Genomic DNA, 10,359 nt, shown 5'->3' with positions numbered 1-10,359 from the left:
AAAGGCAACTCACACGGCCCTATTAAAGTGAAATAAATTTTTATTGTTACAGCGATAATCCGCCGCGTGCTCTTGCCCGTCTGTCGCGGATGGACTGAATCACCGGAACCAGGAACATAGCCACAAGGCCGCCTGCGAATCCGTTGTTATAAAGATTCATACCTCCATATACGATTCCCACATTCAGTGCTACGGAGGAATGTAAAAATCCTGCGATCACACCGGCAATGATTCCAAACTCACCGGCAATCGGTGCCAGGGTCGTAGATAACAGCAGTGCCAGGATCGCGGACGGATCCGTGATGCTCCAGCTTTTCGCCTCGCTGGCGATCAGCACACCTGCCATGACCGGCAGGATGTTGCGCAGATGCTTACCGGTGGCACTGAAGCCCACGACGGTAAAGATTCCGCCGATTGTCGGGCCGTTTAAGTCCCCGCCGACCATAACGACAAACAGCATGGCAGCCAGGCCGTTCACGCCCATATTAATCATGACAGCCGCGCCGCCCTCCGACTTATAATAATCCGTACCGCCCAGGCCATAGGACCGCAGGATGCTGCGATAATCCTCCAGTGCCATCGGATCCGTCAAAATGCCGTAGGCGATCATGGTTCCGAACAGAATGGACAGCAGAAGGATAAAGGTCTGGTTCTGCCCGGTAAACCAGATCAGGCGCGATTCAATGGTCACGCCAAATGATTTCAGGATAGACACGATGACTGTCGCGATGATGCCGCCCGCAAATCCCACATTATAAAGGGAATAACCTTTATGGGAATAATGGACATGGGTACTGAGAGGCGGTAGCACAAAGCCAATGATGATCCCTGTTGCCGCACAGAGCAGCAGTCTGAGCGGAAGCGGCAGGTTCACGATATGCATGACCTGGCTCACGATCGGTGAGAGGCTCGTCCCATAAAAGCCCACATACAGGTAACGCTTCACCGTGGTCTTATGGTATTTCGCATAAAGAAATACTCCAAGCAGGATCATCCAGATGTTCAATAGGTTTTTCCCAAACAGGGAGAATCCAAACATCAGACAGGTCGATGTGATCGTATGTCCGTCAAAGTTCATATCCAGGGCATACATGATACCGATGCAGATCAGTGTCAGGACACCCGCGTTGATAAAAGCCGCACCGACACCACCGATCACAAAGTAGTCTGTGATCAGAAAGTCCGGTTCCCGTATGATTTCCACGATCCCGTGAAAAATTCCGTCTATCGGCTGCATAAATAATCCGGCCACAATAAAATAAACCGGAAGCAGGGACAGGATCAAAAAGCATTTGTTTTTTGAAAGTGGTCTCTGTATTCCAAATCGGTTCATCAATTCCTCCATTATCCAAGAAATGCAGTTACCCCGAAATAGAACAGCACGATGACGCCCAGTACGATCCGGTAATAACCAAATACCTTAAAGTTGTTTTTTCTGATGTAGCCCATCAGGAATTTGATGGAATACACCGATACCACAAAGGCGATCACCATACCGGCAATCAGGTAAAACAGCTCCAGCCCGGTAAAGTGGAAGCCAAACTTCACCAGCTTTAACAGACTTGCCCCGAACATGACCGGGATTCCTAAGAAGAAGGAAAACTCTGCTGCCGCACTGCGGGAGCAGCCAAGGATCATGGCACCAAGGATGGTGGATCCTGAGCGGGAAGTGCCCGGTACCAGGGAAAGCACCTGGAACAGGCCTATCAGCAATGCTGTTTTGTAAGAGATCTGTCCCGTGCGCTGGATTGGGAAATCTGTATACTGGTTATGGTTCTCCAGAATGATAAACAGCACACCATAGATGATCAGCGTCGCCGCTACCACATAGCCGTTATAAAGGTGGGCATCCATCCAGTCATCCAGCAAAAGTCCAAACACCGCCGCTGGTACACAGGCTACAATGATCTTCAGCCAGAGTCGTACAGTTCCCACCTTCTGCGCCCGGCTCTTTCCCGGATCAAATGGATTCAGTCTCCGGAAATACAGCACAACAACCGCCAGAATGGCACCTAACTGGATCACCACCCGGAACATGGACATAAATGCGTCGGTTACATTTAAATGGATGATCTCATCCACCAGGATCATATGACCGGTGCTGCTGATCGGAAGCCATTCGGTAAAGCCTTCCACGATGCCAAGCACCAGAACCTTTAAAAATTCAATAAAATCCATATTTCTGCCTCATTTCTATTTGTCTTTCTCCACATTTTCGATCTGCCAGTCGATCGGGCTAAGGCCATGCTCCTCCAAAAATGCATTGGTCTTGCTGAATGGCCTGCTGCCAAAAAATCCCCGGTACGCAGAAAGCGGGCTCGGATGCGGTGCCTCTAAGATCAGATGCTTCGGATTGTTCAGCATCGCCTTTTTCGCCTGCGCCGGACGCCCCCAAAGAATAAAGACGATCGGCCGGTCCTGCTCATTTAAGATTTTGATCGCTGCATCCGTGAATTCTTCCCAGCCGATCCCATGGTGGGAATTCGCCGCATGCGCCCGCACAGTCAGCACGGTGTTTAACATCATCACGCCCTGCTTCGCCCACTTTACCAGATAACCATTGTTCGGTATGTAGCAGCCCAGGTCATCGTGCAGCTCCTGGTAGATGTTGACCAGGGACGGCGGGATCTCCACATCCGGCTTCACGGAAAAGCAAAGGCCATGCGCCTGCCCCACATTGTGGTATGGATCCTGCCCTAAGATCACCACCTTCACCTCCGAAAGTGGTGTAAACTCAAACGCATTGAAAATATCGTTTGGATCCGGGAAGACCTGTCTGGTCTCGTATTCATGTTTTACTGTCTCATACAGCTTCTTGTAATATGGCTTTTTAAATTCCCCGCTCAGCGGGGCAAGCCAGTCATTTGCAATGGCACCCATTTTTCCATCCTCCAATTTCCGATGTGTTACTGTACATGCGTACAGTAACTTCGATATTTCTCCCTGCCTTCCAAGGTAGCAGTTTTTTCCTCTCTGTTTTTTCTGGTGCCGCTAAAATTCCGGCGCACCGGCATTCCATTTTCCGGCACTGCCAGACATCTAAGCAGCCGCTATAACCGCACGGAAATTCCGCGCTCCCGCAGATACTCCTTCAGATCACGGATCTCCAGCTCTTTATAATGGAACAGGGATGCCGCCAGAGCTGCATCTGCCTTGCCCTTCGTCAGGGCATCGTAGAAATGCTCCTTTGTTCCCGCACCGCCGGAAGCAATGACCGGAACCGACACGTTTTCAGCGATCATGGCAGTCAGCTCATTGTCGTAGCCAGCCTTGGTGCCGTCGCAGTCCATGCTGGTAAGAAGGATTTCCCCAGCACCTAAGGCATCTGCCTTCATGGCCCACTCTACCGCATCCAGCCCGGTATCGATCCGTCCTCCGTTTTTGTAGACATTCCAGCCGCTGCCATCTGCCCTGCGTCTCGCGTCAATGGCTACTACCACACACTGGCGGCCGAATTTGTCCGCTGCATCGCTGATCAGCCTTGGGGTATTGATTGCGGAGGAGTTAATGGAAATCTTATCTGCACCTTCCCTCAGAAGGCGTCTGAAATCCTCCACGGTGCGGATTCCTCCGCCCACAGTGAACGGAATAAATACAGTTTCCGCTACCCGGCGGACCATATCCACCACCGTCTCCCTGGCATCTGAGGATGCTGTGATATCTAAGAATACCAGTTCATCTGCACCGGCCTTATCGTAGGCGGCCGCGATCTCCACCGGGTCCCCGGCGTCACGCAGATTCACAAAATTAACGCCTTTTACCACCCGCCCATTATGAACATCCAGGCAGGGAATGATTCTCTTTGTAAACATATACGTCCCCTAACTGCCTTATTCGTTACAGGCTGATGAAATTTTTCAGGATCTGAAGGCCCACCTCACTGCTCTTTTCCGGATGGAACTGGCAGGCAAAGATATTCCCCTGCTCCACCGCCGCATGAATGTGGGTACTGTACTCCGTGGTAGCTGCCACAATATCCGGGTCCTCTGCCTTCAGGTAGTAGGAATGGACAAAATACACATAGGCACCATCCGGGATCTGGGCAAACAGGCAGGTGTCCGGCTTGATTTTTAAGGAATTCCAGCCCATATGCGGAATCTTAAGGCCCGGGCTGTCCGGAATCTTCAGGATCTCACCCTTTAAAAGTCCAAGGCCTTCCACACCATCGCTTTCATCGCTGCGCTCAAACATAAGCTGCAGTCCCAGACAGATTCCCAGGATCGGGATGCCCTTATCCTTTACCGCCTCCCGGATCACATCCACCAGTCCGTACTGGTGCAGGCGCTCCATCGCATCACCAAATGCGCCAACTCCCGGAAGGATCAGCTTGTCCGCTGCAAGGATTTCTTCCTTTTTTCTTGTTACAACCGGCTGCTCCCCAAGGGCAAACAGCGCTTTTTCCACACTTCGTATATTTCCGGCATCGTAGTCAATAATCGCTATCATCGGTCTTCCTCCATGCAGTATTGGTCTGTTCCCGTCCGCAAATCCGGGCAGGAACCTTTCTCCTCTCGCAGCCTTGCCTTGCGGCTACAGGATTTTATTTATACATTATAATCATTTTTCAGTATCCAGTCTACCGAATTTTGGTGAACACCGGCTGCACGTTCCTTCAGTTCTTCGGTTGTCTGCGGAAAGGTCTGGTTCACCCGCAAAAAGAAGGAGCCCTGGTTAAAAAATGCAGTCTTCTCAAACGGGAAACGGATCACGCCCGGATTCGCAAAGCCCACGCCCAGCTCCAGGATCACCAGGTCCTTATTGAAGGTTTCCGTCAGCCACCGGGTATAGCGGTTCCACTGCGGCAGATAGCCTTCTTCGATATACGGGTGTGCCTCGATGGTATTTCCTGTAAGCGGTGCCCCGCAGTGCGGACAGATGCCGGACGGGATCTCATCCGGCTCCCAGATATCCTTTGTGCACCCGGCAGAGCACTGCTTCCAGGTTTCGTTGCCACACGGCGCCACGATCCGCTGCACCCGCTTATCCTTCGGCTTTTCCTTGACCGGGAAGATACGGTCCATGAGTGCCTGGGTCTTATCATCTGCTGATGGGCAGGAAATCTCCTCCATATGGATTTCTTCTGTCACTGCGGTTTCTGTCTCACTGCCAAGCGCAGTATCAAAGATCAGCGCATCAGTTGCCATGGTGATGATAAAATAATCCTTGTCCTTCACCAGCTCATAAAGATTCCAGTAAGCCGCCCGAAGGCGCTCCTCCTGTTCCTTGTCACCACGTTTCCATTTCCACTCCTCGCCCAGGCCGACTAAAAGCTTCTGACAGCCCGAAAGGCGCGTACTAAATTCTGCTGTATTCATGATAAATATTCCTCCTCGTATACGTCATACCATTCCATGCACTGTTCATGCCAGCGCTCCCAGGCCTCATCCATTGCCGTTTTAGCTGACACCAGATACTCCGGAAACTCCTGCTGGCATTGCAAGTTCATGTTCTCCTGTACAAGAGCTTCCTTCTCTGCCAGAGCAAGAGCCCAATATTCTGCCGACTGTCTCCACTCTGCAAGAAATCCCTGGTACGCTTCCTCCAGCTGCGCATACCGCTTCTCCTCCGGCTCCAGCTTTTCCATCACCAGACGGAGCTTCCAGTCTGCGTAGATCTCCTCTGTGGAAAATTCCCGCAGCCGGTGGCGTTCCGCCTTCGGCACGGCCCGCATTCCCTCGATCAGGGCTGCATCCTCAGCCTTCACCTGGGCCGAAAGCTCCTCCCCGTACGCCTCGGCCTTACGCTGCTTTTCCAGATAATGCTCGTAGCCAAACGGATAGTACATCGGCCCATCCTCCGAAAAGATCAGGACGCTCTCTGCCACCTGACGGATAAAGTACCGGTCGTGGGACACAAACAGGATCGTTCCTGTGTAGGCCCTAAATGCCGATTCCAGCGTTTCCTTCGCCTGCACATCCATGTGGTTTGTCGGCTCATCCAGGATCAGAAAATTCGGACGGCTCTGTAAAAGCTCCGCCAGCACAAGTCTGGCCTTTTCCCCGCCAGACAGGTCACTCACCCGTCTGGATGCCTGCTTTCCCCGAAATAGATACGCACCCAGCACACTGCGCACCTCTTTCTCTGTCATCGACGGGAATAAGTCATGAAAATGCTCCGCCACAGACTTTTCCGACTGGATCTGTGCGGAATGCTGGTCAAAATACCCGATGGTGATGTGGTTTCCCAACACACACCGGCGCTCCACCGAACGGTCCTTTTCCCGAAACGGCGGCAAAAGGCCGGCAACCGTCTTTAAAAAAGTGCTCTTTCCGGCACCATTGGCACCAAGCAGCCCGATCTTTTGTCCGCGCCGGATCCGCAGGGAGATTTCCAGAAGCGGCCGGTCATAGCCAATCTTTAAATGTTCCGCCTCGAAGACCCACTTGCTTCCTAAAACCAGCGGCTCGATATTTCCCGGAAACAGATGTACCTCATCCTCTGCCGGGCGCTCCACCCGTTCCATACGCTCCAGCTGCTTTTTTTTGGCCCGGGCAAAGGACGCCTTCGTTGGCTTATGACGGAAGCGCTCGATCACGCCATTTAACCGCGCTTCCTCCTCCTGTTGCCGCTCCCAAGCCTTTCGCTGCCGCTCAGTGCGCTTTCTTTTTTCTTCCCGGTACTGGCTGTAATTGCCTGCATACCGGGTCAGCATTCCGCCGGACACCTCCACGACTGTCTCCGCCACCTGGTCCAAAAAGAAGCGGTCATGGGAGACCATCACCACGGCATGCTCATACCGCTTCAAATACTGCTCCAGCCACTGGATCGTTTCGATATCCAGATGGTTGGTCGGCTCATCTAACAACAGGATATCCGGCTTCTCCAAAAGCAGGCGGATCAACGCGATCTTCGTCTGCTCGCCACCGGAAAAGGAACCGATCTTCCTTGTCTTGTCCGTCCGGTGAAAACCAAATCTGGTAAAGATCCGGTCATATTCCTGCTCATATTCAAACCGCTCCCTCGCATAGGTATCCCGGAACGGGCACGCTGCCAGAAGGATCTCCTCCACGGTCTGTTCCCGGTCTGAAAACGCCTGCTGGCGCAGCATGCCCACCGTTAACTGCCGCGACTGGCTGATCCCGGCCCCCTGGCGTTTATCGTCCCGCTCCAGATGCAATTCACCTGCGATCAGTCTTAAAAGTGTTGTCTTTCCTGCACCGTTCTGGCCCACCAGGGCGATTTTTTCATTGCCCTTTATCTCAAAGTTCACATGGGAAAGAATTACATTTCCTCCCGCACGGACCGTTCCATCTGTAATCTGATATAACATAAAAAGCCTCTTTTCTCTGTCACTGCTAACAGTGTAACAAAAAAAAGAAGCTTTTAAAAGAAAAATCTCACGCTCTATAGCATATTCCCTGTTCATCCTCTACCGGACGGACCTTGCCTTCTGCCTTCAGATGGTCCAGATGCGCCAGACATTCTCCCAGCGCAAACCAGCGCTGTGCCGCAGGAAAGTCATCCCAGCCTTTGCTGCGGATTTTCCAGTGCATCCTGCCTGTGATCTCGTACAGGCAGGGTCTCACGCCCGGCTCACTCTGCAGTGCTTTTACGATCTGTAAGCATTCCGCCAGTCTCCGCTCATGGTGTGCCTTGAGCGCCAGAATGCGCTGCTTCATATCGCCGGCTTCCCGGTGCGAGGGAAGCGGAATGGAGACCTCATACGGGTAGATCTTATCCAGGCTCTTTAAATAATCTCCCAGGGAATCCTCCACACCATCCCAGTCTGTAATGTTCGGCGTAATGTCAAACAGCACATGGTCTCCCAGGATCATGGCGCCGGTATTTAAGATTTCAAAGCACAGATGCCCCGGCGTATGTCCCGGTGTCCAGACCGCCCGGACCTGGTAACGTCCGGCCGGAAGCACGGCCCCATCCTCCAAAAGCGTGTAGCCGGTAAAGGAAAGCGGGGCAGCCATCGTCCGGGACGGCGTGCAGGCAAGCATTGCCTGGATCATATCCTCACTGATCCCATGCTCCCGGAAACGCGCAGTTTTATTTCCCTGCAGGCTCCCATCCATATAGCGGTGATCGATCCGGCTTACAAAAACCTTTCCTCCCGGAGCGGTCAGATCTGCCACATTTCCACTGTGGTCTGCATGCAGATGCGTCAGAAGAATGTCGGTATCCTCCATGGAAACGCCTAAAAGCCCAAGTCCTTCCAACACAGCAAGGCGACACCCCTCTGTGCGAAAGCCCGTGTCTACCAGAAGATTCCGCTCCCCGGCTTCCTTTCTTCCACGGAAAAGATAACAATTTAATTCCTTTAAAGGATTTCCTGCCAGAGGAACCGGAATCCGGAACACCTCCGGCAGTACCTCCCTGATATCATCCCCAGTCATGATGTTTTCCTCCTAGTGTCTTATAAACTGCCTGCCGCGAAACTACAGCGCACAAAACGCGCCAGAGCATAGTTTCGTACCCGGCACGTTTTCTATGCAGCAAAGGGCGGGACACAAACGCATCCCGCCCCTTTGATAAAGGTTCCTTTTAAAATCAGTCTTTTGCTTCTACCTTGTCCAGCTCTTCGATGATTGCCGGGATCACTTTGTACAGATCTCCTACAATACCTACGTCTGCGATCTCGAAGATCGGAGCAGACTCGTTGGTGTTGATGGCAACGATCAGCTCAGAGTCCTGCATACCTGCTACGTGCTGGATTGCTCCGGAAATACCGCATGCAAAGTATACCTTCGGTTTTACGGTGGTACCGGTCTGTCCTACCTGGTAGGAATGATCGATCCAGCCTGCATCTACTGCTGCACGGGAAGCTGCTACTACGCCGCCCAGCTTATCTGCCAGCTGCTTTAATAAGTCAAAGCCCTCCGGCTTGCCAAGTCCCATACCGCCAGATACGATGATCTTTGCGTCGGTCAGGGAAACAGTCTCTTTTAAGCTCTTAACGATCTCCAGAACCTTGGTACGGATCTCGCCTTCCTTAAAGGAAACGTTTAATTTTATAACCTCACCCTTACGGCCTGCCTGGTACTGTGCTTTCTCCATAACGCCAGGACGTACGGTAGACATCTGCGGTCTGTGATCCGGGCAGATGATGGTTGCCATTAAGTTTCCGCCGAATGCCGGACGGGTCTGCTGAATCTTCTTATCGGTCGGGTCGATCTCCAGCTTGGTGCAGTCTGCAGTCAGACCAGTGTTGCAGTTAACTGCCAGACACGGGCCAAGGTCACGTCCGATATGTGTTGCACCTAACAGAACGATCTCCGGTTTGTATTCCTCAATTGCCTTGCCAATGGTAATGCTGTAAGCGTCGGTACGGTAATCCTTTAATTCCGGATCATCTGCCAGATAAACCTTATCTGCGCCATATGCAAACAGCTCATCGGTCAGTCCTCCTACGTTTTCGCCAAGAAGTACGGCACACAGCTCACATCCAACTGCGTCAGCCAGCTTGCGGCCCTCTCCGAGCAGCTCGATTACTACCGGCATGATCTTGCCTTCTCTCTGCTCTGCAAATACCCATACGCCTTTGTAGGCGCTTAAATCCTTTACGTCTGCCATTTCTTCGTACCCTTTCCTTTCACTTGTGCTTAGATGTAATGCTTCTCGACCAGTTTGCCTACAAGCTTTGCACCCATCTCCTGAATGCTGCCCTCAAGCATTTCGCCCTTGCCCTTCTGCGGCGGGGTGAAGGAACGGAATACACGGGTAGGAGAAGCTTTCAGTCCACAGTCTGCCGGATCCAGGTCAACTGCAACGTGATCCCATACGGTGATCTCTTTCTGGTAAGCATCTACGATACCGCCAATGCTCATGTATCTTGGGGTATTTAACTCTTTCACTGCAGTCAGCAGGCACGGCATGCCAACCTCGATGACCTCGTAGCCATCCTCAAGCTGTCTCTGTACGATAACCTTGTCGCCTTCTACTTTGTAATCCTGTACATAGGTAACAACCGGAACACCAAGTCTCTGACCGATCTGCGGTCCAACCTGAGCGGTATCACCATCGATTGCCTGACGGCCAGCGAAGATGATGTCAACCTTGCCCAGCTCATTGACCTTGCGGATACCAGCTGCGATGGTGGTAGAGGTTGCGCAGGTATCTGCACCACCGAATACACGGTCGCTTAACAGATATGCTTCATCAGCGCCCATTGCCAGGCACTCACGCAGCATGTAGGTTGCCTGAGGCGGTCCCATGGTCAGGACTGCAACAGAGGTTCCCTCCGGGTCTTTATCCTTTAACTGGAGAGCTGCCTCCAGTGCATTTGCATCATCCGGGTTTAAGATACTCGGAACACCCTCACGGATCAGGGTTCCCTTAACCGGATCAATCTTTACTTCTGTGGTGTCTGGCACCTGTTTTACACATACTAAGATTTTCATTATGGTCTGCTCC

Annotated in this window: 10 protein-coding genes; all 10 read right to left on the bottom strand. The window is 52.2% G+C overall.

The features are described from left to right. Window positions 1–46: 46 nt before the first annotated feature. The 10 genes from DW922_RS15620 to etfB all read right to left on the bottom strand — a co-directional run bounded on the left by DW922_RS15620 (window position 47) and on the right by etfB (window position 10,346). Entirely contained in the window at window positions 47–1,333 is a 1,287-nt protein-coding gene (locus tag DW922_RS15620) for a DUF1576 domain-containing protein (protein WP_118718697.1), read from the bottom strand. A gap of 11 nt (window positions 1,334–1,344) precedes the next feature. Further along, entirely contained in the window at window positions 1,345–2,178 is an 834-nt protein-coding gene (locus DW922_RS15615; RefSeq protein WP_118718696.1) for an undecaprenyl-diphosphate phosphatase, read from the bottom strand. 15 nt (window positions 2,179–2,193) lie between these two features. After that, window positions 2,194–2,880 (bottom strand): uracil-DNA glycosylase, encoded by a 687-nt coding sequence (locus DW922_RS15610; protein WP_118718695.1) that lies wholly within the window; start codon window positions 2,878–2,880, stop codon window positions 2,194–2,196. A gap of 170 nt (window positions 2,881–3,050) precedes the next feature. Further along, window positions 3,051–3,812, bottom strand: coding sequence for an imidazole glycerol phosphate synthase subunit HisF (gene hisF, locus DW922_RS15605; protein ID WP_118718694.1), 762 nt, complete (start codon window positions 3,810–3,812; stop codon window positions 3,051–3,053). A 25-nt stretch (window positions 3,813–3,837) separates the two neighbouring features. Continuing rightward, window positions 3,838–4,446: an imidazole glycerol phosphate synthase subunit HisH gene (gene hisH / locus DW922_RS15600; protein WP_118727055.1), complete on the bottom strand. Its 609-nt coding sequence runs from the start codon at window positions 4,444–4,446 to the stop codon at window positions 3,838–3,840. Window positions 4,447–4,544: 98 nt separating this feature from the next. Beyond that, entirely contained in the window at window positions 4,545–5,315 is a 771-nt protein-coding gene (locus tag DW922_RS15595; RefSeq protein ID WP_118727054.1) for a hypothetical protein, read from the bottom strand. Continuing rightward, a complete protein-coding gene (locus DW922_RS15590) occupies window positions 5,312–7,270 on the bottom strand; it encodes an ABC-F family ATP-binding cassette domain-containing protein (protein ID WP_118727053.1) in 1,959 nt (652 codons plus the stop codon). Before DW922_RS15590 ends, DW922_RS15595 begins: the two co-directional genes overlap by 4 nt. Before the next feature lie 67 nt (window positions 7,271–7,337). Beyond that, window positions 7,338–8,342 (bottom strand): MBL fold metallo-hydrolase, encoded by a 1,005-nt coding sequence (locus tag DW922_RS15585; RefSeq protein ID WP_118718690.1) that lies wholly within the window; start codon window positions 8,340–8,342, stop codon window positions 7,338–7,340. Window positions 8,343–8,496: 154 nt separating this feature from the next. Further along, window positions 8,497–9,519: an electron transfer flavoprotein subunit alpha/FixB family protein gene (locus tag DW922_RS15580; protein ID WP_118718689.1), complete on the bottom strand. Its 1,023-nt coding sequence runs from the start codon at window positions 9,517–9,519 to the stop codon at window positions 8,497–8,499. 29 nt (window positions 9,520–9,548) lie between these two features. Next, window positions 9,549–10,346 (bottom strand): electron transfer flavoprotein subunit beta, encoded by a 798-nt coding sequence (gene etfB, locus DW922_RS15575; protein WP_118541787.1) that lies wholly within the window; start codon window positions 10,344–10,346, stop codon window positions 9,549–9,551. Between the last annotated feature and the right edge of the window lie 13 nt (window positions 10,347–10,359).

It is taken from the genome of Clostridium sp. AM42-4, assembly GCF_003480105.1.
GTDB lineage: Bacteria > Bacillota > Clostridia > Lachnospirales > Lachnospiraceae > Brotaphodocola.
Note: the sequence above shows the minus strand (reverse complement) of the source record. Positions and strands in the feature narration are given on the sequence as shown.